This is a genomic window from Noviherbaspirillum sp. ST9 (genome assembly GCF_048799745.1).
In the GTDB taxonomy this organism is placed as follows: Bacteria; Pseudomonadota; Gammaproteobacteria; order Burkholderiales; family Burkholderiaceae_D; genus Noviherbaspirillum.
This window is the reverse complement of record NZ_JBLWFR010000001.1, coordinates 58401-83796: the sequence shown is the minus strand read 5'-3', so window position 1 is coordinate 83796 and position 25396 is coordinate 58401. Positions and strand designations below refer to the sequence as shown.

General features: G+C 63.5%; 24 protein-coding genes. 17 read left to right on the top strand and 7 right to left on the bottom strand.

Going from position 1 to position 25396, the window contains the following annotated elements:
- Positions 1-99: 99 nt before the first annotated feature.
- Positions 100-1782 (top strand): 2-isopropylmalate synthase, encoded by a 1683-nt coding sequence (gene leuA, locus ACNOHI_RS00355; protein WP_420472639.1) that lies wholly within the window; start codon positions 100-102, stop codon positions 1780-1782.
- Positions 1783-1853: 71 nt separating this feature from the next.
- Here the strand turns inward: leuA and ACNOHI_RS00350 are convergent, their stop codons facing one another.
- On the bottom strand, positions 1854-2108 hold the full coding sequence (locus tag ACNOHI_RS00350) for a GlsB/YeaQ/YmgE family stress response membrane protein (RefSeq protein WP_420472638.1): 255 nt from the start codon (positions 2106-2108) through the stop codon (positions 1854-1856).
- A gap of 45 nt (positions 2109-2153) precedes the next feature.
- On the opposite strand from ACNOHI_RS00350, the gene ACNOHI_RS00345 reads away from it, so the two are divergent.
- Together ACNOHI_RS00345 and ACNOHI_RS00340 are read left to right on the top strand one after the other, a co-directional pair.
- Positions 2154-2957, top strand: coding sequence for a zinc ribbon domain-containing protein (locus ACNOHI_RS00345; protein ID WP_420472637.1), 804 nt, complete (start codon positions 2154-2156; stop codon positions 2955-2957).
- A 460-nt stretch (positions 2958-3417) separates the two neighbouring features.
- Positions 3418-3666: a DUF3297 family protein gene (locus tag ACNOHI_RS00340; RefSeq protein WP_420472636.1), complete on the top strand. Its 249-nt coding sequence runs from the start codon at positions 3418-3420 to the stop codon at positions 3664-3666.
- Positions 3667-3779: 113 nt separating this feature from the next.
- On the opposite strand, the gene ACNOHI_RS00335 is transcribed toward ACNOHI_RS00340, so the two are convergent.
- Positions 3780-4064, bottom strand: a complete 285-nt coding sequence (locus ACNOHI_RS00335) for a cupin domain-containing protein (RefSeq protein ID WP_420472635.1) — start codon at positions 4062-4064, stop codon at positions 3780-3782.
- A 218-nt stretch (positions 4065-4282) separates the two neighbouring features.
- Between ACNOHI_RS00335 and ACNOHI_RS00330 the strand changes: the two genes are divergently transcribed.
- Entirely contained in the window at positions 4283-4729 is a 447-nt protein-coding gene (locus tag ACNOHI_RS00330; RefSeq protein WP_420472634.1) for a bacteriohemerythrin, read from the top strand.
- A gap of 189 nt (positions 4730-4918) precedes the next feature.
- Complete coding sequence (locus ACNOHI_RS00325) at positions 4919-5182, top strand: hypothetical protein (RefSeq protein ID WP_420472633.1); 264 nt, start codon at positions 4919-4921, stop codon at positions 5180-5182.
- Between the two features lie 38 nt (positions 5183-5220).
- Here ACNOHI_RS00325 and ACNOHI_RS00320 read toward each other — a convergent pair whose 3' ends face one another.
- Positions 5221-6897 carry a methyl-accepting chemotaxis protein gene (locus ACNOHI_RS00320; protein ID WP_420472632.1) on the bottom strand — a complete coding sequence of 559 codons (1677 nt, stop codon included), beginning with the start codon at positions 6895-6897 and terminating at the stop codon, positions 5221-5223.
- 163 nt (positions 6898-7060) lie between these two features.
- The gene (locus ACNOHI_RS00315; RefSeq protein ID WP_420472631.1) at positions 7061-8623 is read right to left on the bottom strand and encodes a methyl-accepting chemotaxis protein; all 1563 of its coding nucleotides are present in this window, start codon (positions 8621-8623) and stop codon (positions 7061-7063) included.
- Between the two features lie 250 nt (positions 8624-8873).
- Between ACNOHI_RS00315 and ACNOHI_RS00310 the strand changes: the two genes are divergently transcribed.
- The gene (locus tag ACNOHI_RS00310; RefSeq protein ID WP_420472630.1) at positions 8874-9383 is read left to right on the top strand and encodes a hypothetical protein; all 510 of its coding nucleotides are present in this window, start codon (positions 8874-8876) and stop codon (positions 9381-9383) included.
- On the opposite strand, the gene ACNOHI_RS00305 is transcribed toward ACNOHI_RS00310, so the two are convergent.
- Together ACNOHI_RS00305 and ACNOHI_RS00300 are read right to left on the bottom strand one after the other, a co-directional pair.
- Entirely contained in the window at positions 9384-10736 is a 1353-nt protein-coding gene (locus ACNOHI_RS00305) for a sigma-54-dependent transcriptional regulator (RefSeq protein ID WP_420472629.1), read from the bottom strand. It lies immediately after the preceding gene.
- Complete coding sequence (locus ACNOHI_RS00300) at positions 10736-12412, bottom strand: sensor histidine kinase (RefSeq protein ID WP_420472628.1); 1677 nt, start codon at positions 12410-12412, stop codon at positions 10736-10738. The genes ACNOHI_RS00305 and ACNOHI_RS00300 overlap by 1 nt, the downstream gene beginning before the upstream one ends.
- Before the next feature lie 370 nt (positions 12413-12782).
- Here ACNOHI_RS00300 and ACNOHI_RS00295 point away from each other — a divergent pair, with 370 nt between their 5' ends.
- The 8 genes from ACNOHI_RS00295 (at position 12783) to ACNOHI_RS00260 (ending at position 21778) form a co-directional block, all read left to right on the top strand.
- Complete coding sequence (locus tag ACNOHI_RS00295; RefSeq protein WP_420472627.1) at positions 12783-14126, top strand: ABC transporter substrate-binding protein; 1344 nt, start codon at positions 12783-12785, stop codon at positions 14124-14126.
- Positions 14123-15436, top strand: coding sequence for an ABC transporter substrate-binding protein (locus ACNOHI_RS00290; RefSeq protein ID WP_420472626.1), 1314 nt, complete (start codon positions 14123-14125; stop codon positions 15434-15436). The genes ACNOHI_RS00295 and ACNOHI_RS00290 overlap by 4 nt, the downstream gene beginning before the upstream one ends.
- A gap of 241 nt (positions 15437-15677) precedes the next feature.
- The gene (locus tag ACNOHI_RS00285; RefSeq protein ID WP_420472625.1) at positions 15678-16583 is read left to right on the top strand and encodes a branched-chain amino acid ABC transporter permease; all 906 of its coding nucleotides are present in this window, start codon (positions 15678-15680) and stop codon (positions 16581-16583) included.
- A 1-nt stretch (position 16584) separates the two neighbouring features.
- The gene (locus ACNOHI_RS00280; protein ID WP_420472624.1) at positions 16585-17559 is read left to right on the top strand and encodes a branched-chain amino acid ABC transporter permease; all 975 of its coding nucleotides are present in this window, start codon (positions 16585-16587) and stop codon (positions 17557-17559) included.
- Positions 17556-18338 carry an ABC transporter ATP-binding protein gene (locus ACNOHI_RS00275; protein WP_420472623.1) on the top strand — a complete coding sequence of 261 codons (783 nt, stop codon included), beginning with the start codon at positions 17556-17558 and terminating at the stop codon, positions 18336-18338. Before ACNOHI_RS00280 ends, ACNOHI_RS00275 begins: the two co-directional genes overlap by 4 nt.
- Entirely contained in the window at positions 18335-18991 is a 657-nt protein-coding gene (locus ACNOHI_RS00270) for an ATP-binding cassette domain-containing protein (RefSeq protein WP_420472622.1), read from the top strand. The genes ACNOHI_RS00275 and ACNOHI_RS00270 overlap by 4 nt, the downstream gene beginning before the upstream one ends.
- 18 nt (positions 18992-19009) lie before the next feature.
- Positions 19010-20164 carry an iron-containing alcohol dehydrogenase gene (locus ACNOHI_RS00265; protein ID WP_420472621.1) on the top strand — a complete coding sequence of 385 codons (1155 nt, stop codon included), beginning with the start codon at positions 19010-19012 and terminating at the stop codon, positions 20162-20164.
- A gap of 147 nt (positions 20165-20311) precedes the next feature.
- The gene (locus tag ACNOHI_RS00260; protein ID WP_420472620.1) at positions 20312-21778 is read left to right on the top strand and encodes an NAD-dependent succinate-semialdehyde dehydrogenase; all 1467 of its coding nucleotides are present in this window, start codon (positions 20312-20314) and stop codon (positions 21776-21778) included.
- Here ACNOHI_RS00260 and ACNOHI_RS00255 read toward each other — a convergent pair whose 3' ends face one another.
- Entirely contained in the window at positions 21779-22342 is a 564-nt protein-coding gene (locus ACNOHI_RS00255) for a flavin reductase family protein (protein ID WP_420472619.1), read from the bottom strand.
- Between the two features lie 119 nt (positions 22343-22461).
- Here ACNOHI_RS00255 and ACNOHI_RS00250 point away from each other — a divergent pair, with 119 nt between their 5' ends.
- The 3 genes from ACNOHI_RS00250 to ybaL are packed head-to-tail and all read left to right on the top strand — an operon-like array spanning position 22462 to position 25386.
- The gene (locus tag ACNOHI_RS00250) at positions 22462-22866 is read left to right on the top strand and encodes a hypothetical protein (RefSeq protein ID WP_420472618.1); all 405 of its coding nucleotides are present in this window, start codon (positions 22462-22464) and stop codon (positions 22864-22866) included.
- A gap of 48 nt (positions 22867-22914) precedes the next feature.
- Positions 22915-23688: a 2-oxo-tetronate isomerase gene (otnI, locus tag ACNOHI_RS00245; RefSeq protein ID WP_420472617.1), complete on the top strand. Its 774-nt coding sequence runs from the start codon at positions 22915-22917 to the stop codon at positions 23686-23688.
- Between the two features lie 3 nt (positions 23689-23691).
- Entirely contained in the window at positions 23692-25386 is a 1695-nt protein-coding gene (gene ybaL / locus ACNOHI_RS00240) for a YbaL family putative K(+) efflux transporter (RefSeq protein ID WP_420472616.1), read from the top strand.
- Positions 25387-25396: the final 10 nt, after the last annotated feature.

Here is a 25396-nt window from a genome sequence, read left to right as displayed (position 1 = left end):
GCCGCAACTGCAAAGCGGGCCTCGTCCGGCTTACCAAGCCGGACGAGGTAGTCCCGAGTCAGACCATCAAACTTATCCCAAAACAATCAGGAAGCCGGAATGAAAGCCTTCGACCATCGCAAATATCGGCCAGCGCCCACTGTTGCCATGCGCAACCGCCAGTGGCCCAACCGTACAATTACCAAAGCACCCCGTTGGGCGAGCGTCGATCTGCGTGATGGCAACCAGGCCCTGCTGGAGCCGATGAATGTGGCCCAGAAAAAGCGGATGTGGGCCTTGCTGGTGAAGCTCGGCCTCAAGGAAATCGAAGTCGGATTCCCGTCGGCGTCGCAACCCGATTTCGATTTTGTCCGCTGGCTGATTGAAGCGAACCAAATTCCGCACGACGTCACCATCCAGGTGCTCGTGCAGGCCCGCGAGGATCTGATCGGGCGCACCTTTGAAGCATTGAGCGGCGCAACGCGCGCGATCGTGCACGTCTACAATTCCACTTCGACCGTGCAACGCGAACGCGTATTCGGCATGGACCGCGCAGGCATTCTTGCGATTGCACGACGCGGCGCCGAACTGGTCAGGGATGAAGCGGCAAAGTATCCGAACACGGAATGGACGTTCCAGTATTCGCCGGAAAGCTTTTCGAATACCGAGCTGGATTTCGCCGTCGAGGTCTGCGACGCCGTGATGGACGTATGGCAGCCGAGTGCGGAAAAGCCCTGCATCATCAATTTGCCCTCGACGGTGGAAAGCACCACCCCCAACGTCTTTGCCGACCAGATCGAATATTTTGCGACGCACATCGCGCGCCGCGACGCCTTGATTCTGTCGGTGCATACGCACAACGATCGCGGCTGTGCCGTCGCTTCGGCCGAACTGGCCGTGCTGGCCGGCGCGGATCGCGTGGAAGGCACCTTGCTCGGCAATGGCGAGCGCACGGGCAACATGGACATCACCACCTTTGCCATGAACCTGTACAGCCAGGGCATTGATCCCGAACTCGATTTGTCCAACCCCGATGAAATCATCCAGGTGGCGGGGGAATGCACGAACCTTCCCTTGCATCCGAGGCACCCCTGGTTTGGCGAACTCGTTTACACCGCCTTCTCCGGCAGCCATCAGGACGCCATTCGCAAGTGCCTGCAGAAACAGCAGTCGGATGAACCCTGGCAGGTGGCCTACCTGCCGATCGACCCGCGCGATATCGGCCGCGACTACCAGGCGGTCATCCGGGTCAACAGCCAGTCCGGCAAGGGCGGTGTCGCGTTTGTGCTGGAGCGTGACTATGGATTGACCCTGCCGCGCTGGATGCAAGTCGAGCTCGCGCAAGTCGTGCAGAAGGCCAGTGAAGAAAAAAGCGGAGAAATCGACGGCGGCCAGATTCACGCGCTGTTCATGCAGCATTTCGTCGCAGCGGACCGGGATGTCGCGCTGAAGGGATACAAATTGACGCGTGATGGCGGCCATGACGCGATCGCGGCCGAAATCCATGATCACGGCCAACTGGTGCAGATCAAAGGCGATGGCGAAGGGGCCTTGTCGGCATTCGTTGCGGCGTTGAGCCGGCACACCGGCCATCGGATCAACATCGTCGATTACACCGAGCATGCCATTGGGGCTGGCACCAATGCCGAGGCCGCGGCCTACGTCCAGCTTAACGTCAATGGACAGCGTTCAAGCGGCGCCGCACTCGACCATGACACGGTCAGCGCCTCGCTGAAAGCGGTGTTGGCTGCTTACGATAACGCGTCGGTGCGCTTGAAGACTGTCGACGAATTGGCCGCATAGGCGACCGAGGCCGGACACGGTCCTGAATGTAGAAAGCCCGCTTTGGCGGGCTTTCTCTTATGTCGGTCCCGTCAGCGGTGCCATCGTGCGCTGTTAAAAAGTCGCAAGATCAGCAACAGCACGATGGCGCCGATGGTCGCCGTAATGATGCTCCCCAGCGTGCCACCTCCCGCACTCCAGCCCATCCGGGCAAACAGCCAGCTCCCAAGATAAGAACCGACAATCCCGACGATCAGGTCACCCAGCAGTCCGAACGGTCCGCCGACAATCATGCTCGCCAACCAGCCGGCGATCAAACCGATGATCAAAAGCCACAGCAGATCCATAGAACCTCCATTCATGAAAGCGATGGAATTTCGACAATGTCTTTGATGAAATGGTTCGACGGCATGGCATCCCAGCTCCTGCATGACGGCATCCCGGCACGACAGTTTCTGAGCAACAACGCCATTGAATGCGTCGAGCAGCGGAGCGCATTTTTCATCATCCCTTTCGCGCTGCATCAGTGCAGAACAAGTGGCCACAGCGCTGAGGCTCGGCAGTCTGGAATGATGACCGTAGCAGACGGCATCGGAGGTGGACAGGCAGGCTCGGTTCGGCCAATTGCTGCCGGTCACCGGCATTCCCTAAATGGGATTATTCCTGTAAGTCGGTTATGTTATAAATGCAACAATATTCCGTCGCCTGTTACGTTGCGTGGCATGTCGGTTATCGACACAGGTAATCACCGGAACGCTAATAAGGATGCGGTCGCGAGAGTGTTAAGTATCTGTGTTAGACGACACTTGCCAATGTTAAACAAGGGTTTCACGATTAATAACAGGTTAAACAGCATGGCCTACTGCCCAAATTGCGGTACGGAAATTGAAACGACAGCACTTGAGTGCCTCAAGTGCCCGGCAAATTTTAGTGCGCTCGACGGATGGAAACCTTCGCAAACGCCGGTAGCTGTAGTTCGCAGCGAATCATGGCTGTATTTACTCGGACGCTTGCTAGTTTGGGCGGGGCACTTTTTCCTAATGGGCGTCCCCGTATTGTTTGTCCTCTATCACCTGCTTTTTTATCGCGGAGGAGGGACATCCGGCGTTCCGTTGGCTTTCTCCATCATGTTTTCGCCAGTGCTGTACGTGCCGGGCTATCTGCTTACCTTCCTCGGAAGTGACAAAGCAGATTAACGGGTCGGCCGACATGGACGCCCAAATGGCTCCGCCGGCTTCCCCGGCTCGCATCTTGGGCGCCGGTTATCTTCTACGTTAAAACGCATGAAGATTCTCTGCCTTCACTCTTGCCGGGGCATTTGCTGCGGGCATAGTTGCGCTGAATTACATTGAATATCCGACGTCGATGCTGGGATTGCATCCGAGCCCACGGCCCTGCGACTGTCCACTTTCAACAGCTGTGATTGGCTGCTTCGTGTCGTTCTCGTTGATGTGTGGCACGACGCTGACCGGCAGGAATCCATTGTCAAGCTTCCGGCCCTTGCGGCCCATTTTCCGCAGTGTTCGGCCATAGGGCGACAGAGAGTGAAGCCGCATACCAGACACAACGACCCGGCGGCAGAAAATGGAAATGCAGGGCAGCAAGCGAGTGCTCGAAAATTGTGATGGGCGAGAGAATGGTAGATAATTCCGTCCCATGAACGAAAAGACACAACTCCCCCCCTTTCCTGACCGTCTCTCGGTCGATCCGCGCAGCCCTTACTACAATGCGGCTGTCCTCGAGCACGATGTCGGCATCAAGCTCGATGACAAGGAACGCACCAATGTCGAGGAATATTGCATCAGCGAAGGCTGGATCAAGGTTGCGGCCGGCAAGGCGCGTGACCGCAAGGGCAATCCGATGATGATCAAGGTGAAAGGCAAGGTCGAGCCTTTTTACCGATAGCGCCTTTATGCGTTGTCCAACATAAGAAAGCACGGAAGATGCCGCCTGCAACAGGAACGCAGGCGGTCAATCAGCCCACTATCGCCTGCCCAGTTCATCCGACGCGCGGCGCCTTACCCAGCCTGGTCCTTCACCCAGAAAACCACCACCGACGTCTTCTCCACAAAGCGCTCGGCGTGTTCCGCATTCGCGGGAATCGTGCACCACTCTCCCGGACGGATCGGTTGCTCCACGCCGTGCAGCGTCAGGTACAAAACGCCTTCCGTGACGGTCACGTAGTTGGTGGTCGGATGCGTGTGCAGCGGCGTACTGATGTTCTCGCGCGTGGCGATGGACACGTCCCCTTTCTCGCTCGTCAGTTTGCCGAGATCGAGCAGCGGTGCCGGAATGTGAGCCATGGGTGAAGTCCTGGATAAAGCGAGGAGTATAGCAACGACCGCGTCAACGAATGTTGCCGTGAGTCAATCATTTCCATGCCGCGATTCTTGACCTGAATCACCTTTTTCCAAACATGTCCCGCGCGGCAGTTGAATGGAACAGAGAGATCCCATATTCATGAGATGGATGAAGCACGCGCCGGTGCTTTAATGACCAAAAGAGACACCCGCCCCCTACCGTGCAAGATACTCCATCCCCCTCCGCCCGGCCGATCATTGCCTGGTCCGACATCCTGCTTGTCGGCCATGAGCAGATCGATGCCGATCACCGGCGCCTGTTCGAGATTGCGGACCGGCTGCACGCCGGCATTCGGGAAGCCGGCAAGGACATGCTGGTGCGCGATGTGATGGGGGAGTTGATGGACTATACCCTCACGCATTTCGCGCGCGAGGAGGCCATGATGAAAGCGGCGGGGTTTCCAGGCTTGCAGGATCATCGGTTCGAGCACGAGCTGATTACCTACCGGCTTCGCAACCTGCACCGCGATGCCGACAGCGGCCGTGAAGGGCTTGCCGGGCAACTGGAAGTCTTCCTGGACCGGTGGCTGGCCCGCCATATCCTGACATCCGACGCCCAGATCGCGATCGCATTGCGCGATGCGCAGGCGGCACATTCCGCGGGCTGACCGCGGCTGATCGTTCCCATTCTTGCGAATCCCTGCCGGATTCTTTGATGTGAAACAGCGATATCAAAAATCCCGGGCACGGGATGGTTGTACCGGCAATGCCTCTCCTAAAATTCGCGATCAAACGGTTGCGGGAATTCCATTCCCTGCAACCGGCACTTTCTTTCACTGCATCGTCGCGATATTGAAATGCCAACTCTCTCGTTTCAAGGCTGCACCGATACGCCGTCCTACTTTTCCGAAAAATGCAGCGAGTGCAGCTTCGCCTGCCTGAAGGGCGGAAGCAAGCAGATGCATGACGATGCTGACACGACGCGCGGCACCCTGAGCATTCCGGGCATTGCGGCGGTGGCTGCGGGCGCAGTGGCGTCGATTGCAGGCTATTCAGATGTGTCCGCGGCACTGACCGTGATGGGCGCGGCCTCGATCGTCATCAGGATCGTCAGGAAGTAATCCGGGCCGGTTTTCATCTCCCCGGCTCCGGACTTTCATCAGCGCAGCCGCTTGACGGCGGCCTTGCGTGTCCCCGGCAGAGCGGGACGTGCGCGTGCAGGTTCCGGCGCCGCAAGCGCGGTCATCGGCGCTTCCTGACGCAAACCGTCATCATTCACGCGAAATACCGACACGGCCTGCACCAGTTGCTCGGCTTCGTTCTTCAGGTTTTCGGCAGCGGCGGCCATTTCTTCCACCAGCGCCGCGTTCTGCTGCGTGACCTCGTCCATCTGCGCAATCGCCTCGCCCACCTGCGACACGCCGATACTCTGCTCGTTGCTGGCCGCGCTGATCTCGCTCATGATGTCCGTCACCCGGCGGATGCTGGCCACGATTTCCTGCATGGTGCTGCCGGCCTGGTCCACTAGCGTTGTGCCCGCCTCCACCCGCTCCACGCTGGTGCCAATCAGGGTCTTGATTTCCCGTGCCGCCTGCGCCGAGCGCTGCGCCAGCGAGCGCACTTCCGCCGCCACCACCGCGAAGCCGCGGCCCTGTTCGCCGGCGCGCGCCGCTTCCACCGCCGCATTGAGCGCGAGGATGTTGGTCTGGAAGGCGATGCCGTCGATGACGCCGATGATTTCCGAAATCTTGTGCGAGGCTTCGTTGATGCCCTTCATCGTCGACACCACCTCGTCGACGATGCCGCCGCCCTTGACCGCGATGGCGCTTGCGTCCTGCGCCAGCTGATTCGCTTCGCGCGCGCTGTCGGCGTTCTGCTTGACCTGTGAGCCCAGCTCTTCCATCGATGCCGCCGTTTCTTCCAGCGAGCTGGCCTGCTGTTCGGTGCGCGCGGACAGGTCGTTGTTGCCCTGCGCGATCTCGGCGCTCGCCGTGGCCACGCCTTCGGCATTGCGGCGCACGTTGCCCACTACCGCCGACAGGCTGTTCTGCATGGCGTTGAGCTGCGCCATCAGGCTGCCCTGGTCGCCGCGCTGCAGTTCGATGCGCATCGCGAGGTCGCCTTGCGCCACGCGTTGCGCCACGGCCGCCGCTTCGGACGGTTCCGCGCCGAGCTGTTTGAGCGAGCGGCGCACGATGGCGCCGATGACGAAGAACAGCACCACCTGCAGCACGCCCTGCCCGATCCACAGCAGGATGTTGAAGCGGCGGATCGCCGCCATGTCTTCCTTGATGTCGAGCGTGACGCTGGCGGCGCCCAGCACCGTGCCTTCATCGACGCCGTGGCAGTCCAGGCACTTGCTGCTCCGGAACTCCTTCTTCGCAACGAAAGGCAGCACGGCCCTGAGCGACGCATCGTCGCCGGTATTCGTCATCTTGAATTCTGGTTTGCCGCTGGCGAGCACGCTGCGGTCCAGCTCGTCTTTCGGCTCCTGCTCGGGCAGGCCGGGGCCGTACTCGTCGTTGGTCCCCTTGCCGCGGACGATGCGCAATTCCCGGATGCCCTCCGACACACCGATCTGCTTGATGAAGCGCGCCTTGGCCTTGGCATCGCTGATCACGTCCTTGCCGGCCACGGTGACATCCATCAGCGTGTTCAGGCCGTTGATTGCGCCATCGGCTACCGCCGTCGTCCGTTCCTTCGCCGCGATCAGTTCGCGCTGCTCGAACTGGTTCGACACCCAGTGCTGGACGGCGACGAGCACGACCAGCAGGAAACCCTGGATGAGAATTTGCAGCTTGCGCTGCAGGCCAAGCCGGCTCCACCAATCAGACATGCTCTTTCTTCCTTTGCAATAGGGTGACCGGCTCGTCCTGCCGTCGTGTGCGCGCCGCAAACAATTTCAGACAACCCGTCAAAGCCTAAAGAACACGTTCCTCAGCGGCAATGGCGGAAATTGATGCAAGTCAAATCGCCACGCAAATATCCCGTGTTCTGTCTCACTCGCCGTTCAGCCTGAACACGGCCACCGCCTGCACCAGTTGCTCGGCTTCGTTCTTCAGGTTTTCGGCAGCGGCGGCCATTTCTTCCACCAGCGCCGCGTTCTGCTGCGTGACCTCGTCCATCTGCGCAATCGCCTCGCCCACCTGCGACACGCCGATACTCTGCTCGTTGCTGGCCGCGCTGATCTCGCTCATGATGTCTGTCACCCGGCGGATGCTGGCCACGATTTCCTGCATCGTGCTGCCGGCCTGGTCCACCAGGGTTGTGCCCGCCTCCACCCGCTCCACGCTGGTGCCGATCAGGGTCTTGATCTCCCTCGCAGCTTGCGCCGAGCGCTGCGCCAGCGAGCGCACTTCCGCCGCCACCACCGCGAAGCCGCGGCCCTGTTCGCCGGCGCGCGCCGCTTCCACCGCCGCATTGAGCGCGAGGATGTTGGTCTGGAAGGCGATGCCGTCGATGACGCCGATGATTTCCGAAATCTTGTGCGAGGCTTCGTTGATGCCCTTCATCGTCGACACCACTTCGTCGACAATGCCGCCGCCCTTGACCGCAATGGCGCTGGCCTCCTGCGCCAGCTGATTCGCTTCGCGCGCGCTGTCGGCGTTCTGCTTGACCTGCGAGCCCAGCTCTTCCATCGATGCCGCTGTTTCTTCCAGCGAGCTGGCCTGCTGTTCGGTGCGCGCGGACAGGTCGTTGTTGCCCTGCGCGATCTCGGCGCTCGCCGTGGCCACACCCTCGGCGTTGCGGCGCACGTTGCCCACTACCGCCGACAGGCTGTTCTGCATGGCGTTGAGCTGCGCCATCAGGCTGCCCTGGTCGCCGCGCTGCAGTTCGATGCGCATCGCGAGGTCGCCTTGCGCCACGCGTTGCGCCACGGCCGCCGCTTCGGACGGTTCCGCGCCGAGCTGTTTGAGCGAGCGGCGCACGATGGCGCCGATGACGAAGAACAGCACCACCTGCAGCACGCCCTGCCCGATCCACAGCAGGATGTTGAAGCGGCGGATCTTGGCCAAGTCGTCCTTGATGTCGAGCGTGACGCTGGCGGCGCCCAGCACCGTGCCTTCATCCACGCCGTGGCAGCGGAGGCATTTGCTTGAGCGGAATTCCTTCATGGCGATGAAGGGAAGGACGGCGCGCATCGTGCCGTCGTCGTGCATGACGTACTGCGGCTTGCCGTCCGCCATGACCGATTTGTCGAGCGCATCGACGGCGGCTTCTTCCGGCAGGCCGGGGCCGAATTCCTTGTCGACCGCGTCGCCACGGATGATCCGGAATTCCTTGACGCCGTCCGTCACGCCGATCTGCTTGATGAAGCGCGCGCGGCCCTTCTGGTCGCTGATGGCATCTTCGCCATTGATGCGCACATCCATCAGCGTGTTGAGGCCGTTGATGGCGCTGTCGGTCACCGCGATGGTGCGGTGCCTGGCGTCGTTCAGGCTGCTCGCCTCGTAACGCGCCGCAATCCAGTGCTGCACGCCGACGAAGACGATGAGCAGGAATCCCTGTATCAGGATTGTCAGCCTGGACTGAAGCCCGAGCCGGTTCCACCAGTCAGACATGCATTTCCTTCCGTTGCGTACATGCGCTTGATTGAATACTTGACGCAATGCCACGCCCGATCTGACCGGCTCCTGCGAACTGTACCGGACTCAAGCGTAATGAACGTCACGCCGCGGAGCAATGGCAATTGTTGATCCACGTCAATTCTAGCCGTGAAACAGTCTGGAAGGCGACAATCCTTTGCGATGGAGAACTATTTCCGCACGGCACACTCACAGGGAAGTTATCCACCCTGCGCCCTCTGCCGTGTTGAAATTCCTGAAAAACATTGTCGGTTCGACCGACGTCACGCCGCCCCCCAGTCCCGTCGTCTACCCGCGCCCCATGGCAGAGATGACGGAATACCTTGTCCTTCTGCAAACCTGTGGCACCGCGCCCAATCGGGGCAAACAGGGAAACCTGCTGCGGCTGGCGACACTCCTGAGCGAGGATCCTTATTGCCTCGGTTATCTGCACGGGATGTTCGAATCGCTGTGCGAACAATGGGATGTGCCGGCTGCGGAACGCCGGGTGGTTGTCGGGACGGCGTCGACCGTCCTATTCCGTGACCTGCTCGATGGCTGCTGCGAACCGCGTTGTGTGGGGCAGATCGAAGACAGCGCCTTCAACCGCCTGCATACCTACGCTGGCGATCCGGTATTCCAGCGTGGGAAGTTCGACGGCTGCACCGAGCTGACGCGCTATACGGCGACCGGTGAGCAGGCGTATCTGCCGGGGCTGTTGCACGAGCGCCTGAAGCAGCTCGCGGAAGCGGCTTGATCAGTCAATACCCAAGCGCTGCAGGCGGCGCTTGAACGCATGCCGTGAAATGCCGAGGCGTTCGGCGGCGTGCCCCTTGTGGCCGTCCGCGTCGCGCAGGGCGGCCAGCATCATTTCCTTCTCGGTACTGGCCAGTGCGTCGCCGATGCTGGCGGGCGCCTTGTCCAACGCCGCAGGCAGGCTCAAGCCCGCGCCGCGGAATTCGGGCGGCAACGCGCTCTCGGGCACCTCCGCGCCTGGATGCAGGATGGTGAGCCGTTCGATCAGGTTCTTCAGCTCCCGCACGTTACCCGGCCAGCGGTAGCGCAACAGCGCAGCACGCGCATCGGCAGACAGCCGAATCGGCGCCGAACCCTCTCCCTGTGCGAACGCGCGCGCGAAATGCGCGATCAGTTCGAGTGCGTCCGAAGCGCGCTCCCGCAAGGCGGGAATGTTCAGCTGGATGACATTGAGCCGGAAATACAGGTCTTCGCGGAACCCGCCCTCGCGCACGGCAGCGGCGAGATCGCGATTGGTTGCCGCCACTACCCGCACATCCGCCGTCTGTGCACGACCGGAACCGATGGCGCGGTACTGTCCGTTTTCCAGGAAGTGCAGCAGTTTCGCCTGCAGCGGCAGCGGCAGCTCGCCGATCTCATCGAGAAAGAGCGTTCCCTTGTCGGCCAGTGTCACCAGACCGACCCGCCGCTGGTGCGCGCCGGTATAGGCGCCCTTTTCCGCGCCGAACAATTCCGCCTCGATCAGTTGTTCGGGCAGCGAAGCGCAGTTGATCTCGATGAAGGGTCCGGAGGCGCGCGGGCTGGCGGCATGGATGGCGCGCGCCACCAGTGCCTTGCCGGTGCCTGACTCGCCCAGCACGAGAATGCGCGTGGCCGCGCTGGCGGCGACGCGGTCGATGGTGGCCGCGAGTTCGCGCATGGCCGCGCTATCGCCGATCAGGCCGGAGTTGCGCAGCGTCGCATCGCGATGGAATTCCAGCTCAAGCGCCATGTGACGGCGCTCGAGCGTCGTGCGAATGGTGAGCGACAGGTCGTCGAGGTCGAAGGGCTTGGTGATGTAATCGGCCGCGCCGAGCTTCACCGCCTTCACCGCGGCGCGCGTGTCGCCGTGGGCGGAGATCATGATGACCTGTGCGTCGCACTTCTGCGCGGTGAGTTTCTCCAGCACGTCGAGTCCGGACAGGTCGGGCAGCTTGAGGTCGAGCAGGATGAGGTCGGGCGCGAATTCCGACGCGGCCGCCAGTCCCTCTGCACCGGTGCCTGCGCCGCGCACGGTGTGCCCTTCATCTTCCAGCGCAAAGCTCAGCGAGCGCACGAGGTTGGTTTCGTCATCAATGATGAGGATGCTTGCCATTATCTTTTTTCCCATGCGAGCGGAAAGAATACGCGGACGGATGTCCCGCTTCCCGGCGTACTGCGGATGTCCAGCCGACCGCCGTTGATCTCGGCGAGCTGGCGCGAAATGCTGAGGCCCAGGCCCATGCCCTTGCTCTTGGTCGTGAAGAACGGATCGGTCACGCGGGGCAGCACGTCGTCTGGGATGCCGTGTCCCTGGTCGCTGACCTCCAGTACGGCCATGCTGGTTTCCCGCGTGGCGCGCAGCACCACGGCGCCGCCTGCCTCCGACGCCTGCAAGGCATTCATGCCGAGATTGAGCAGGATCTGCACGACGTGGTCGGCATCGGCGATGATCACGATGTCGCTGTCGCCCTGCGCGGAGAGCGAGACCTTGCGGTTGTCCGCCTCCGGTTCCAGCAGCAGCATCACGCGCCGCAGGATGTCGCGCACGCCGACCTCTTCCGGGACGGGCGGACGCGGGCGGCCGAAATCGAGGAGCTGGCTGACCACGCGGGCGAGGCGGTCGATTTCACTCTCCACATCGGTCAGCAGTTGCAGGCGGCGTTCATCGGCTTCGCGGCGCGACAGCGCCTGCACCGTGGTCTTCACCGCGGCGAGCGGGTTGCGCACCTCGTGCGCGATGTTGGTGGCGAACTCGCCGAGCACCGCGAGCTTTTCCATGCGCACGATGCGGGCGAGATGCTGTTCCAGCCGCTGCGCCATGGCATCGAAAGCGCGCGAGACGGTCGCGATTTCATCCTCGCCGTGGTCGGCGATGCGGTATTCGAGACGGCCGGACGAAATCGCGTTCGCGCCGGCGAGCAGCTGGCCGACGCGTTGCCGCAGCCGCGTGGACATGCGGGTAAAGAGGATCACGATCAGCACCGCGCCGACCAGCGCCGCAATGAAGAGCGCGCGCCGCGCACGGTCGAAGGGTTCGAGCAGTTGGGACGGTTCGACCTGCAGCATGGGTTGCCAGCCTGGATAGATCTCGGGTCCGGCGATCAGCTTGCCGCGTGGTGACACCAGGTGGCCGACGCGGTTGAAATAGCCGGCGGGCGTTTTCAGGACCGGCTCGGCCGCACCGGCAGCGGGATCGGCGCCCATCAGTTCCGTCAGCGAGGCGAGGCGCACATGCAGCGCCACCTGCCGCGCGCCGTCCTGCTGCACGTCGCGCAAGGGATAGCGCACCAGCAGCCAGCCGGAGTTGCCGTCCACGGGCGGCGCCGGCCCGACGAGCTCGACGTCGCCGGCGCGGGTCTGCGGCAGCTCGCCGATCTCGAGCGTCGTTTCGCTCCAGTAGGGCGGACCGGAGGCGGCCTGACCCGGCACCACTTTCTTCAGGCTGTCGTCCTCGCCGAAGAAAAGGATGCCGAACAGGTCGGGCAGGTCGGACTCCACCTGCAGCAAGGCGCCCACCTGGTCGCTCGGCACGCCTTCGTCCGATCCCGCAAAGCCGGCCATGCCCGGGAAGTTGGCCAAGGTCTCCGCCTGGTAGCGGCGTGCTTCCACGAAGCCGCTGATGCGGCTGGCCGTCGCGGTCAGGTGCGCGCTGAGTTTCTCGTCGATGACTTCCTGAAAGGCGGATTCGGCAAAGCGGTCGTAGAGCAGGCCGATCCAGACGACAGGCACGACCGACGCCAGGAGCGACAGGATGAGATAGCGGCGGACGATGCTTTTTTCGAGGGCCATGGGGGTGGTAGCTGGGAGGCGAACAGCCATTACGCAAGTAGCGTGCCTTTCGGCAAGGAACAATCGCGCCGCAAGAATAGCGCGTTTCCCTCTGCATCCCGCCATTTGTGAACGTCTTGTCAACACGATTTTGAGCGGATTCCGCTCACCCCCTGAGCGGTTGCCGCTCGTTCGCGCGCGCGATGCGCGGCATCGCCGGACACGACGATCGCACCTTCCGTCAATCCCCACGCGGCTTTGCGCCGCATTTCTCCTTCCCCGGCGCGATTGGCACACGGATTGCGATAGGTCGTTCAGGCAAACACCTCGACCTGCACACGGCCCGATCACTGACAATAAGGCCTTTCGAATGTTTGCCCAGGAGGAGACGATGTCCAATTCACAACAGTTCGGTCGAAGCTTCGGATGGCTGTCATGCCTGATGACGGCGCTGGTGTTCGCCATGCCGGGTCAGGCATCGGCGCGCGTCGAGCTGGGCGCGCCGGCTGGCAAGGCGGACGCGGTCGTCGGTTGCATGTACCCGCTGACCGGACGCGCGGCGAGCTATGGACGCGACAGCATCGGCGGCATCAAGGTGGCGCTGGCCGACCTCGACGCCGAGCTGGGTGCGCAGGCACCGAAGCTGCGCGTGCTGGTGGAAGACGACCGCTCCAAGGCGTCGTTCGCACAGCGCATCGCCCACGATTTCGTGAAGCGCGACGGCGTGCGCTTCCTCTGCGGCATCGTCAGCTCCGGCGTGGCGCAAGCCGTCACCCGCGTCGCGAAGGATCAGCGGGTGCTGCTGATCGGCACGGACCACGCTTCCTCCCGCCTGACGATGGAAGACTTCCATCCCTATTACTTCCGCCTGTCGAACGATACCTATACCTCGATGGCGGCAGGCGCGCGCTACCTGGCCGACCTGCAGAAAAAGTACGGCTGGAAGCGCCTGGCCTTCCTCGGCTCCGACTACGACTACGGCCACGTGTCCTGGCGCGACCTGAAGAGCAGCCTCGACCGCCTCGGCGTGCGTTACGAGGTCGCTGGCGAATACTGGTCGAAACTGTACGAAGCGGACTACTCGGCCTACATCACGGAAATCGAAGCAACCAGGGCCGACATCGCCGTGGTCGGCCTGTGGGGCGGCGACTTCGTCACCTTCCTCAAGCAGGCGACATCGAGCGGACTGCACACCAAGATGCGCATCGCCAACTTCGACACCGGCGGCAATTACGAAGTGCTGACCTCGCTCGGCCAGCATGCGCCGAGCGGACTAATCCTGTCGGCGCGCCACCACAACAACTGGCCCGACACGGCGCGCAACCGCAAGTTCGTCGCCGACTTCCACAGGGCCGAGGGACGCTATCCCAACTACACCGCCGAGGGCGCGTACTCCGGCATCATGGCCATCGGCCGCGCACTGGCGCAGGCCGGCAAAAACGCCAACGTCGACCAGCTCGCCCGCACGCTGGAAGGGCTGCGCCTCGCCCTTCCCGAAGACCCCGAGGGCTTCACCTCCACCATCGATCCCGTCCTGCACCAGGTCGTGCAGGCGCAGGCGATCGGCGAAGTCGTTCCCGACGACCGCTTCGCCCCGGCCCAGGTCATGCTGGGCAACTGGACTGTCTACCGCGCGGAAGACCTGCTTCCGCCGCCGGAACTGATTCAACAGCGCCGCAGCAGCCGGCGCATTTCCCCCGTAGTCCAACCACCACCCAGGAGAAGCAGTCCATGAGCGTTCAGCGCCCACGTCACGCCGGCATCGCCGTCGCCGCCATTTCCCTCGCAGTATCCGCAGCTTTCGCACCGGCCGCACACGCAGCCGAAAACGGCAAGTTCCGCATCGGTATCGTTACCTTCCTGTCGGGCGGCGCAGCCGGCCCGTTCGGTGTACCGGCCGCGAACGCCGCCAAGCTGACCGTCGAGGCGCTGAACAAGGGCGCACTGCCCGCTCCCTACAACAAGAAGGGCATCAACGGCCTCGAGATCGAGACCGTCATCATTGACGAAAACGGCGGCGCGACCAAGCAGGTCGAAGAGTTCCGCAACCTGGTCCAGCGCCAGAAGGTCGATGCCGTCATCGGCTACATCTCTTCCGGCGACTGCCTCGCCGTCGGCCCGGTGGCCGAAGAGCTGAAGGCCCCGACCATCTTCTTCGACTGCGGCACGTCCCGCCTGTTCGACACCGTCAAGAACGCGGAGTACACCTTCCGCACCGGCCTCGACGCCGTGGTCGACAACGTCGCGCTGGCACGCTACGTCGCCGAGACCCGTCCGAACATCAAGTCGGTCGCATCGATTCAGCAGAACTATTCCTGGGGCCAGGACTCCTGGAACGACTTCATCTTCGCGCTGAAGCAGATCAAGCCGGAAATCAAGGTCGCGTCCGAGCAATGGCCGAAGCTGGCACAAGGCCAGTACGGCGCGGAAATCTCCGCCCTGTCGGTCGCCGCGCCTGACCTGATCCACTCCAGCTTCTGGGGCGGCGACATGGAAGCGCTCATGCTGCAAGGTTCCGCACGCGGCCTGTTCGACAAGAGCCCGGCGGCGCTGACCTGCGGCGACACCGGCGTCGAACGCTTCAAGGGCCAGATCCCGAACGGCACCATCGTCGGCGGCCGCGGCCCCTTCGGCCAGTTCGCGCCAAAGAACGCGCTCAACGACTGGTTCCGCCCGAACTTCACCGCGCAGTTCAAGGAATCGCCGACCTATCCGGCCTACAAGATGACCCAGGCCATCCTGGCGCTCAAGGCCGCTGTCGAGAAGACCGCCAAGCCGAACACCATGCCGGCACCCGAGCAGATCACCGCCGGCCTGAAGGGTCTGACCTTCGAAGCACCGAGCGGCACCGTGAAGATGTCGAGCGCCGACGGCCACCAGGCGGTGCAGGGCGTTTCCTATGGCGAGTACCAGTTCGACCCGAAGACCGGCAAGGGCGCGGTTACCAAGGTCAAGAGCTACTCGGCGGAATGCCTGATGCCGCCGGACGGCACGACGGCGGTGGACTGGATCAAGTCCGGCATGCCGGGCGCGAAGTGCAGCTGATTTGAGTTGAACTGAACGGGTGCCTGCTGCTTGTGCATGCGGGCGGTTGCGCCGCAAGTTTCGCACTTCTTTTCCCCGTCATTCCCGCGCAGGCGGGAATCCATGCTGAGGATGCACGTATCGCCTCACCATGGGTCCCCGCCTGCGCGGGGACGACGTGGCAAAGGAAACGACGTGCTCGACCGTTGCACCCGCACGCAACCACCCGTTCCCGCCCAATCCCACATTCTGGACTCACTCCATGAACACACTCTTCGCGATCTTCATCGACGGGATGATCTACGCCTCCTGGCTCTTCCTCGTCGCCGCGGGTCTCACCGTCATCTACGGTGTGATGCGCATCCTTAACATGGCGCACGGCAGCTTCTACGCGATCGGCGCGTACAGTGCGGCGTCGCTTGTCGGCTGGTATTTCTCCGGCGAAGGCCAGAACGCCCCCTACTGGAGCTACGCGCTGCTCCTCGGCTGCGCGCTCGCCGCCGGCATCATCGTCGGCCTCGTGCTGGAACAGGGCCTGCTGCGCTTCATGCGCGGGCGTGACGAAATCCTGATGGTCATCGTCACCTACGCCCTCCTGCTCATCCTCGAAGACACCACCAAGCTGATCTGGGGCGTCGATCCCTACTTCGCTTACCAGCCTTATCGCCTGCTCGGCCAGACCGCCGTCGGCGGCGTGCTCAGCTTCGCCAACTATGACCTGTCGCTGGTCGTCGTGTCGCTGCTGGTCGGCCTTATCGCCTGGTATGCACTCAATCGCACCAACAAGGGCCGCCTGTTGCGCGCCGTGATCCACGACCGCGAAATCGCGATGGCCATGGGCGTGAACGTGAACGTCATGTTCGCCGTCACTTTCGTCATCGGCGCCGTGCTGGGTGCGCTGGCCGGATCGCTGACCGCGCCCGCCATTTCCGTCACCCCGGGTATCGGCGTCGAAGTCATCGTGCTCGCCTTCGCGGTGGTCGTCGTCGGCGGCCTCGGCAGCATCGGCGGCGCGGCCGTCGGCGCGCTGCTGGTCGGCCTGACCCGCTCTTTTGCTGTCCACGTCGCGCCGGAGATCGAACTGTTCGTGATCTACGGCGTCATGTTCCTCGTTCTGGCCGTCCGCCCGCAGGGCTTGTTCGGACAGATTCTCGCAAGGAAGATCTGAAATGCGTACCGAAATCGCCCTGCTTGCGGCCGCCGTCGCGGTCGCCGTTGCCGGCTGGCTCTCGCCTGACTGGCTGTCCTTCCTCCTCACCCTGGCCTTCGCCAAGGCGCTGGTCGTCACCGGCGTCGTCGTGCAGATGCGCGTCGGCCTGGTGACCTTCGGCCAGGCGCTGTTCTACTGCATTGGCGGCTACGCGGCCGGCCTCGGCGCGCAATACCTCGGCGTGAACGATGCCTTCGCGCTGCTCGCCGCGGGCGTCGGCGTCGCCGTGCTCGTCGCCGCCGTGTGCGGCCTGCTGCTGGCGCGCTACCGCGACATCTTCTTCGCGATGCTGACCATGGCCTTGTCGATGATCCTCTTCGGCGTGCTGGTGAAGTCCTCCGCGCTCGGTTCGACTGATGGCTTCAACGTGTCGACCCCGACCTACTTCGGTTGGGCGCCGGCGCCGGAAAACGCCAAGCTCGCGGTGTTCTTCCTCACGGTCGCCGTCAGCGCCGTAGCGGCAGTCGTGTTCCATCGCCTGATGAACTCCGGCCTCGGGCTCGTCACCGAAGCGATCCGCGAAAACGAGATCCGCGTGGAATACCTCGGCGTGTCGCCCCGCGCCGTGATCTACGCGAACTACCTCGCCGCAGCGGCCATCTCCGCCCTCGGCGGCGGCCTCACCGCACTCGCCACCGGCCACATCGACCCGGACATGGCCTTCTGGACCACCTCGGGCGAGTTCGTGTTCATCGCCATCCTTGGCGGCACCGGCCATGTGGCAGCAGCCTTCGTCGCGGCCATCGTCTTCGCCGCCGTACGCACCTTCGCCATCCAGGAAGCGCCGCATACCTGGCAGCTCACGCTTGGCGTCGTGCTGCTGGTCCTGATCATCTTCCTGCCCAAGGGCCTGTGGAGCCTGGTCAGCCGCAAGAAGCACAGCGCTCCCGCCAAACCTGCCGCGACGGCAACCACCTCGGAGGCCGCAGCATGACCGCCATTCTCGAAACCATCGACCTGCAGCGCACCTTCGGCGCGGTCGTCGCCGCCAAGGACATCAACGTCCGCATCGACAAGGGTGAAGTGGTCGGCGTGATCGGCTCCAACGGCGCCGGCAAGACCACTTTCATCAACATGGTGACCGGCTACCTGCCGCCGTCCGGCGGCAAGATCCTGTTTGAAGGCCAGCACATCGTCGGCCAGGAGCCGCGCGCCATCACCCGCCTCGGCATGGCCCGTTCCTTCCAGGTGGCGCAGCTGTTCCCGCAGCTGTCCGTCCTGGAAAACGTCATGGTCGCGCTGATCGCCGCTGAAAGCCCGCGTCCGTCCTTCTTCGCTGGCTTCGACAATCCGTCGCGCCGCAAGCGCGCGCTGGAAATCCTCGACGAGTTCGGCGTGGTGCACTACAAGGATTCGCGCGTCTCCGCCGTGCCGCAAGGCGCGCGCAAGCTGATCGACATCGCGATGGCGCTGGTCTCCAATCCGCGCATGCTGCTGCTGGATGAACCGACCTCCGGCGTGTCCGTGGAAGAAAAGTTCCCGCTGATGGATACCGTGATGGCGGCGGTGAAGCATCACGGCACGACGGTGCTCTTCGTCGAACACGACATGGACATCGTTGCCCGCTACGTATCGCGCATCCTCGCCTTCTACAGCGGTGAAATCATTTCCGACGGCACCCCGATGAAGGTGTTGTCCGACGCACGCGTGCAGGAACTCGTCATCGGCCACCACATCGATCCCTCCCAAATCCTCGAAGGAGCCGTCGCATGAGCGCGTCCCTGCTTTCCATCAAGAACCTGAATGTTTCCATCGACCGCATCCCGGTACTGCGCGATGTGTCCATGGATGTGCCGAAGGGCTCCATGGTCGGACTGATCGGCCGCAACGGCGCGGGCAAGACCACGCTGATGCGCTCCATCATGGGCCTGATGCAAATGGACGCAAAGGAGCTCGCGGTCAACGGCGAGAATCTTGCCAACGTCGCGCCCCACGGCCGTGCGCCGCGCGGCATCAGCTACCTGCCGGAGGACCGCCGCCTGATTCCGTCGCTGACGGTCGAAGAGAACATCCTCCTGCCGGTATGGTCTATCGGTATCAAGGATGCCGAGAAGCGGCTCAACTGGATCTACAGCCTGATGCCGGAAGTGGCGGGTTTCCGCGACCGCCGCGCGCTGCAGCTGTCCGGCGGCCAGCAGAAGCTGGTGGCACTGGCGCGCGCGCTGATGCCGGGCCGCACGTTGCTGCTGCTCGACGAACCCTTCGAAGGCGTGGCGCCCGTTCTGTCGCGCCGGCTCACGGAGGTGATCGGCTCGCTGCGCGACGAAGGCATGTCCATCATCCTGTCCGAGTCCGACGACTCGCACTCCGCCGATCTGGTCGACCGCGTGTTCCGCATCGAACGCGGCGTGGTCACCGCAGGCTAACCGTTCGAAAGGATTTCCATGTCACAGTTCATTTTCGAAACCGCACCGAAGATCGTGTGCGAACAGGGCGCGGCGAACCGCCTCGGCGAACTCGCGAAACAGCTCGGCGTCACCCATCTCTACCTGGTCACCGACCGCTTCCTGCTCGACGCAGGCTTGCTCAAAGGCGCGATCGCCAGCCTCGACGCTGCCGGCATCAAGGCAACCGTGTTCGCCGATGTGCAGGCCGATCCGCCGGAAACGAGCGTGCAGGCTGCCGTGGACCACGCGCGCGCGGCGGGCATCGATGGTGTCGCCGGGTTCGGCGGCGGCAGCTCGATGGATACCGCGAAACTGGTCGCGCTGCTCGCTCGCACGCCGCAGGCATTGCCTGACATCTACGGCGTCGGCCTCGCACGCGGCCCCCGCCTGCCGCTGATCCAGGTGCCGACCACGGCGGGCACCGGCTCGGAAGTCACGGCGATCTCAATCCTCACCACGCCGGCGAACGAGAAGAAGGGCGTCGTGTCCTCCCACCTCTACCCGGACGTCGCCCTGCTCGACAGCCTGCTCACGCTCGGCCTGCCGCCGCGCGTCACCGCGATGACGGGCGTCGATGCCATGGTGCATGCCATCGAGGCCTACACCACGCGTCACAAGAAGAACCCGCTGTCGGATGCGCTCGCGGTGCAGGCACTGACCATGTTGTACAACAACATCCGCACCGTCATCCGCGACGGCAAGGATGCGGTCGCGCGCGAAGCGATGCTGCTCGGCTCGCTGTTCGCCGGCATGGCCTTCGCCAACGCCCCCGTCGGCGCGGTGCACGCCCTTGCCTACCCGCTGGGCGGCCACTATCACCTGCCGCACGGCCTGACCAACGCGCTCGTTCTGCTGCCGGTGCTGGAGTTCAACCTGCCGGAGGCGGAAAAGATGTATGCGGAACTCGGCCGCGCCATCCTGCCGTCCGGCACCTTCAAGGACGACGCCGAAGCCGCGCGCGCCTTCATCGATGCGATGCGCGCGCTGGTCGTCGAGATGCCCTTCGAACAGGACCTGAAGAGCGCCGGCGTGCCGGAAGCCGACCTGGACATGCTGGCGAAGGACGCGATGAATGTGCAGCGCCTGCTGGTGAACAATCCGCGCGACGTGCAGTACGAGGACGCGCTGGCCATCTACCGCACGGTGTATTAGTCGCTAGTCGCGCACGAAAGGACGTCCCCTCCCCTTCAAGGGGAGGGTTAGGGTGGGGATGGGTTTCCGCAGTCGAGCAACACCCATCCCCATCCCGGCCTTCCCCTTGAAGGGGAAGGAGAAAACAGCTCATCCAGGACACACACCATGACCATCCAACTCAAAGACCCCAACCTCTTCCGCCAGAAGGCCTACATCAATGGCACGTGGTGCGTCGCCGACGCTGGCGCAACCAACGTCATCCGCAATCCCGCCAATGGCGAAGCGATTGCGGCAGTCCCCGACATGGGCGCCGATGAAACGCGGCGCGCGATCGCGGCCGCCGACGTCGCCCTGCCCGCATGGCGCGCAAAAACCGCCAAGGAGCGTGCCGCCATCCTGCGCCGCTGGTTCGAACTCATCCTCGCCAACCAGGAAGACCTGGCGCAACTGATGACGCTGGAGCAAGGCAAGCCGCTGGCCGAAGCGCGCGGCGAAGTCGCCTACGGCGCGTCCTTCATCGAGTGGTTCGCCGAGGAAGGCAAGCGCGTCTATGGCGACGTGATTCCCTCTCCCGCCGGCGATAAGCGCCTGGTGGTAATCAAGCAGGCGGTCGGTGTCACTGCCGCCATCACGCCGTGGAATTTCCCGATCGCGATGATTACGCGCAAGGTAGGCCCGGCGCTTGCGGCAGGTTGCACGTCCGTGGTGAAGCCGGCAGAAGCGACGCCGCTGTGCGCGCTGGCGCTGGCCGAACTGGGCGAGCGCGCCGGCATCCCGGCGGGCGTGCTCAACGTCGTCACCACGGCCCGTCCCGCGGCGGTGGGCGAGGAGCTGACGCGCAACCCGACGGTGCGCAAGCTCAGCTTCACCGGCTCCACGCCGATCGGCAAGCGGCTGATGGCACAGTGTGCCGACACCGTGAAGAAGGTATCGCTGGAACTTGGCGGCAATGCGCCCTTCATCGTCTTCGACGATGCCGACATCGATGCCGCCGTGCGCGGCGCCATCGCCTCGAAGTACCGCAATGCCGGCCAGACCTGCGTGTGCGCGAACCGCCTGATCGTGCAGGACGGCATCTATGACCTGTTCGCGGAAAAGCTCGCCAAGGCGGTGCGGGAAATGCAGGTCGGCGACGGCATGCAACCCGGCGTGGTGATCGGTCCGCTCATTAACGAGGCAGCGGTACACAAGGTCGAGCGCCTCGTCGATGACGCCGTGGACAAGGGCGCGAAGGCCATCGTCGGCGGCAAGCCGCATGCGCTGGGCGGGAATTTCTTCGAACCGACCGTGCTCACCGGCGTGACCGGCGACATGCTGGTGGCGCAGGAAGAAATCTTCGGCCCGGTCGCGCCGCTGTTCCGCTTCAAGACGGACGATGAGGCGATTGCGCTGGCGAACAACACCCGCTACGGCCTTGCCGCGTATTTCTATTCCCGCGACATCGGCCGCGTCTGGCGTGTCGCTGAACAGCTCGAATACGGCATGGTGGGCATCAACGAAGGCATGATCTCCAACGAGGTCGCGCCCTTCGGCGGCGTGAAGGAATCGGGCATCGGCCGCGAAGGCTCGCACTACGGCATCGAGGAATACCTGCAGATCAAGTACCTCTGCCTCGGCGGCATGCAACCGTAATTACTTCTTCACCTCGAACGCCCCGCCCGTCTCAAAGAAATTGCCGCCGGCAATGTAATGGATGGAGCGGGGCGTTCCTTCTTCAAATCGCCAGTGGCCGTCCCGGAACGCATCCGGGTCGGCCCAGGCGGCCACCACCTCGCCGAGGAACAGGTCGTAGGTTCCCTGGATATGCGGCTCGGGAATCACCCGGCATTCCAGCCAGCCAAGGCATCCCTCGACCAGGGGCGCGCCGATGTTCTCGCTCGCGAACGTGACCAGTCCGAGTTCGCGAAACTTGTCGATATCCCTGCCCGATGCCGATCCCGCGGCCAGCGTTTCCAGTGCGATTTGCCGTGACGGAACGTTGAGCGCAAATTCCCCCGACGCCTCCACCAGTTCGCGCGTGCGCGTCGTGCGGTCGATCACAACGGCGACCTTGGGTGGCGAAAAATCCAGCGGCATCGACCAGGCGGCGGCCATGACATTGGCGGCGTCGCCGTGCGCACTGGTGACCAGCACGGTCGGGCCATGGTTGAGCAGGCGGTAGGCTTTCGAGAGTTCGACGGGGAGGCGGTTTGACATGGCGGCTACGGCAAATCAAAAGCTGCATTATGGCCCCGTTTGACAGAAGTCTTCCGTCAAAGGGATACTCCTCCAGGCAAGATTGTCTATCGCAGGACCACCGTATCGAGACGATCCCCATGCTTCCTCAGCCACCTTTTCCGATCCGCAAGGAATGTCCGCCCGGCGCCTGCGTCTGCGGCCGCGACGACCTGCTGAACGATCCGCAGGGCGACGTCCGCATCCTGCGCATGACGCGCGAGGAAGAGAAGCGGCTGATCGAGCGGATCGAGAGCATTACCTCCTACGAAGAACTCAAGCGCATCGGCAGCCGCATGTACGAACAGCTCGGCATCGTGCTGCAGATTGCGCCCGGCAGCCGCGAGGTGCGCACCGTGCGCGGCATCAGCATCCGGCTTGCCGAGCAGCCGGGCCTGTGCCGGAAAACACGCCAGAACGTGCCCGCCGCCATCCGGCGATGCCTCGAGAAGAATCCTGATATCGTCTATGCCATCCTGAATGCGCACGACCTGCTCGGCGGCTGAACGCTGCCTGTCTGCGCGGACGACAACACACTTTCAAGGGGAAAGACTGTGCCCAAATTTGCGGCAAACCTGAGCTTGATGTTCAACGAAGTGCCTTTCCTGCAGCGCTTCGCTGTGGCGGCGAAAGCCGGTTTCACGGCGGTGGAATTCCTGTTCCCGTACGACCATCAACCGGAAGAGATCACGCAGCAGCTCAAGGCCCACGGCCTGGAAAACGTGCTGTTCAACATGCCGCCGGGCGACTGGGCCGGCGGCGAGCGCGGCATCGCCTGCCTGCCGGGCCGCGAAGCGGAATTCCGCGAGGGCGTGCTCAAGGCGATCGGCTATGCGAAGGTCTTGGGCACGCCGCGCCTGCACATGATGGCGGGCCTGGTGCCTGCCGGCGCGGATCGCGCCATCTGCCGTGCCACTTACGTGGACAATCTGCGGCACGCCTGCACGGAAGCGGCAAAGCACGGCATCGCCGTCATGATCGAGCCGATCAATACGCGGGACATGCCCGGCTATTTCCTGAACCTTCAGGCAGAGGCCCACGCGATCCGCGATGAAGTCGGCGCCGCCAACCTGAAGGTGCAGATGGACTTCTACCATGTACAGATCATGGAAGGCGACATCGCGACGAAAGTGCGGCACTACCTGCTGCACATCGGCCACATCCAGATCGCCGGTGTTCCTGGAAGGAACGAGCCGGACACCGGCGAGGTCAACTATCCCTACCTGTTCCGCCTGCTGGACGAACTTGGCTACGAAGGCTGGATCGGCTGCGAATACCGCCCGGCAAAAGGCACCGTCGAAGGACTCGGCTGGATGAAAGGCGGCTGAGGCATGCCGCACAACGTCAGCCTGATCACCACCATCGCCGCTGCGCTCGGTCTGGCGCTCGTCTTCGGCTTCATCGCGGCGCGCATGCGCCTGCCCGCCCTTGTCGGCTACTTGTTGGCGGGTATTTTCATCGGACCGTTCACGCCGGGCTTCATCGCGGACGTCGACCTGGCGATGCAACTCTCCGAGATCGGCGTGATGCTGCTGATGTTCGGCGTCGGCCTGCACTTTTCGCTCGACGATCTCATGGAAGTCAAGAAGATCGCCCTGCCCGGCGCAATCCTGCAGATCGCGGTGGCGACGCTGCTGGGCATGGGCCTCGCGACCACGCTGGGCTGGAGCATCGGCGCGGGCCTGGTCTTTGGCCTCGCCCTTTCGGTAGCCAGTACCGTCGTGCTGCTGCGTGCGCTGGAAGACCGTGGCGTGCTCGACTCGGTCAACGGACGCATCGCCGTCGGCTGGCTGATCGTGGAAGACCTGGTGATGGTGGTCGTGCTCGTGCTGCTGCCGGCGCTGTCCGGCCCGCTCGGCGGAAAGGCCGATGCCGCGGCCGGCAATCTCTGGGCCTCGCTGGCGATCACGCTGGCCGAAGTAGCCGTCTTCATTGCGCTGATGCTCGTCGTCGGCAGGAAGTTCTTTCCCTGGCTGCTATGGCAGGTGGCGCGCACCAACTCGCGCGAACTGTTCACGCTATGCGTGGTCGCGGCCGCGGTCGGCATCGCCTACGCGTCGGCGAAACTGTTCGGCGTGTCGTTTGCCCTCGGTGCCTTTTTTGCGGGCATGGTGCTGCGCGAATCGGATCTCAGCCATCGCGCCGCGGAGGAGTCGCTTCCGTTGCGCGAGGCGTTCTCCGTGCTGTTCTTCGTGTCGGTCGGCATGCTGTTCGATCCCTCGGTCGTGGTCAATCGGCCGCTCGAAGTCCTGGCCGTGGTTGCCATCATCATGTTCGGCAAGTCGATCGCCGCCTTCGTCCTGGTACTGGCGCTGCGCTATCCGCTGGGCACCGCGCTGACAGTTTCCGCCAGCCTCGCGCAGATCGGGGAGTTTTCCTTCATCCTCGCGGCGCTCGGCGTCTCGCTCGAACTGCTCTCGACGGAAGCGCAAAGCATGATCCTCGCCGGCGCGATCTTTTCGATTGCATTCAATCCTTTCGTGTTCAAGACGCTGGAGCCGTTGCAGCGCTGGCTGCATGCGCGCTCCGATCTCGCGCGCAAATTCGAGCGCAGTGCCGATCCCCTGGCGGAGCTGCCGTTCACGGTCGAACAGGAAAAATTGACCGGCCAGGTCGTCCTCGTCGGCTACGGCCGGGTGGGACGGCATATCGCGGGAATGCTCGCCACATGCGGCGTCCACTATGTGGTGGTCGAAGAAAACCGGGAGATGGTCAAGCAGTTGCGCAGTGAAGGCGTGCCCGCCGTCGCAGGCAGTGCGGCGGAACCGGCGGTCCTGATCCAGGCGCACATTGCCAACGCGAGCGTGCTCGTCATCGCGACGCCGGACACCTTTCATGTGCGCACCATGGTCGAGACCGCCCGCGCCTTGAATCCCTCGATCGATACCGTCGTACGCACGCACAGCGAAGAGGAAGCGCGTCTGCTGAAGCAGGAGAATGCTGGACGGATTTTCCTTGGCGAGCAGGAACTGGCGCAGGGGATGACGGGGTATGTGATCGAGCGGCTGAAGGACCGGCAGCACTAGTGGCGCAACC

What these genes read in the sequence shown, in the direction of transcription:
- ACNOHI_RS00320 (WP_420472632.1), bottom strand. Translation starts at nt 6,897, where the DNA reads ATGTCTGATTGGTGGAGCCGGCTTGGCCTGCAGCGCAAGCTGCAAATT.
- ACNOHI_RS00340 (WP_420472636.1), top strand. Translation starts at nt 3,418, where the DNA reads ATGAACGAAAAGACACAACTCCCCCCCTTTCCTGACCGTCTCTCGGTC.
- ACNOHI_RS00255 (WP_420472619.1), bottom strand. Translation starts at nt 22,342, where the DNA reads ATGTCAAACCGCCTCCCCGTCGAACTCTCGAAAGCCTACCGCCTGCTC.
- ACNOHI_RS00280 (WP_420472624.1), top strand. Translation starts at nt 16,585, where the DNA reads ATGCGTACCGAAATCGCCCTGCTTGCGGCCGCCGTCGCGGTCGCCGTT.
- ACNOHI_RS00285 (WP_420472625.1), top strand. Translation starts at nt 15,678, where the DNA reads ATGAACACACTCTTCGCGATCTTCATCGACGGGATGATCTACGCCTCC.
- ACNOHI_RS00295 (WP_420472627.1), top strand. Translation starts at nt 12,783, where the DNA reads ATGTCCAATTCACAACAGTTCGGTCGAAGCTTCGGATGGCTGTCATGC.
- ACNOHI_RS00290 (WP_420472626.1), top strand. Translation starts at nt 14,123, where the DNA reads ATGAGCGTTCAGCGCCCACGTCACGCCGGCATCGCCGTCGCCGCCATT.
- ACNOHI_RS00250 (WP_420472618.1), top strand. Translation starts at nt 22,462, where the DNA reads ATGCTTCCTCAGCCACCTTTTCCGATCCGCAAGGAATGTCCGCCCGGC.
- ACNOHI_RS00305 (WP_420472629.1), bottom strand. Translation starts at nt 10,736, where the DNA reads ATGGCAAGCATCCTCATCATTGATGACGAAACCAACCTCGTGCGCTCG.
- ACNOHI_RS00265 (WP_420472621.1), top strand. Translation starts at nt 19,010, where the DNA reads ATGTCACAGTTCATTTTCGAAACCGCACCGAAGATCGTGTGCGAACAG.
- ACNOHI_RS00270 (WP_420472622.1), top strand. Translation starts at nt 18,335, where the DNA reads ATGAGCGCGTCCCTGCTTTCCATCAAGAACCTGAATGTTTCCATCGAC.
- ACNOHI_RS00325 (WP_420472633.1), top strand. Translation starts at nt 4,919, where the DNA reads ATGCCAACTCTCTCGTTTCAAGGCTGCACCGATACGCCGTCCTACTTT.
- ACNOHI_RS00315 (WP_420472631.1), bottom strand. Translation starts at nt 8,623, where the DNA reads ATGTCTGACTGGTGGAACCGGCTCGGGCTTCAGTCCAGGCTGACAATC.
- ACNOHI_RS00300 (WP_420472628.1), bottom strand. Translation starts at nt 12,412, where the DNA reads ATGGCCCTCGAAAAAAGCATCGTCCGCCGCTATCTCATCCTGTCGCTC.
- ACNOHI_RS00260 (WP_420472620.1), top strand. Translation starts at nt 20,312, where the DNA reads ATGACCATCCAACTCAAAGACCCCAACCTCTTCCGCCAGAAGGCCTAC.
- ACNOHI_RS00335 (WP_420472635.1), bottom strand. Translation starts at nt 4,064, where the DNA reads ATGGCTCACATTCCGGCACCGCTGCTCGATCTCGGCAAACTGACGAGC.
- leuA (WP_420472639.1), top strand. Translation starts at nt 100, where the DNA reads ATGAAAGCCTTCGACCATCGCAAATATCGGCCAGCGCCCACTGTTGCC.
- ACNOHI_RS00275 (WP_420472623.1), top strand. Translation starts at nt 17,556, where the DNA reads ATGACCGCCATTCTCGAAACCATCGACCTGCAGCGCACCTTCGGCGCG.
- ACNOHI_RS00345 (WP_420472637.1), top strand. Translation starts at nt 2,154, where the DNA reads ATGAAATGGTTCGACGGCATGGCATCCCAGCTCCTGCATGACGGCATC.
- ACNOHI_RS00350 (WP_420472638.1), bottom strand. Translation starts at nt 2,108, where the DNA reads ATGGATCTGCTGTGGCTTTTGATCATCGGTTTGATCGCCGGCTGGTTG.
- ybaL (WP_420472616.1), top strand. Translation starts at nt 23,692, where the DNA reads ATGCCGCACAACGTCAGCCTGATCACCACCATCGCCGCTGCGCTCGGT.